The organism is Pseudomonas sp. PME37.24/006 (genome assembly GCF_055556635.1).
Genome location: NZ_JBVHNL010000251.1, coordinates 1 through 247 on the forward strand (window position 1 = coordinate 1; position 247 = coordinate 247).

The 247-nt window shown below is 72.1% G+C and carries 1 protein-coding gene; it reads left to right on the plus strand.

The window, feature by feature from the left end; translation table 11 throughout:
• On the plus strand, nucleotides 1-247 hold a 247-nt coding region (locus tag ACZ3GY_RS24610; RefSeq protein WP_465912422.1), incomplete at both ends, for a hypothetical protein.

The following is a 247-nucleotide window of genomic DNA, read 5'->3' on the forward strand; positions in this document are numbered from 1 at the left end:
TGACCTTCCCGGTGCCGCCGGGGACGCCTCTGCCGCTCGTGCCGACCGTGAACCGGTTCGTGCCCCGCCGGATCACGACGACGCACTACACGCCGGGCTCGGGTCGACCGCGGCTGATCTTCGCGATCGGGTCGTCGTCGTGGGACGGATCGCGGCCGCGCGAGTTCGACCTGCTGCCGACGAAGACCGTGATCGGGTCTGGCGACGAGGCCGACCTGTGCCTCCCCGGTCTCGCGCCGATCCACGC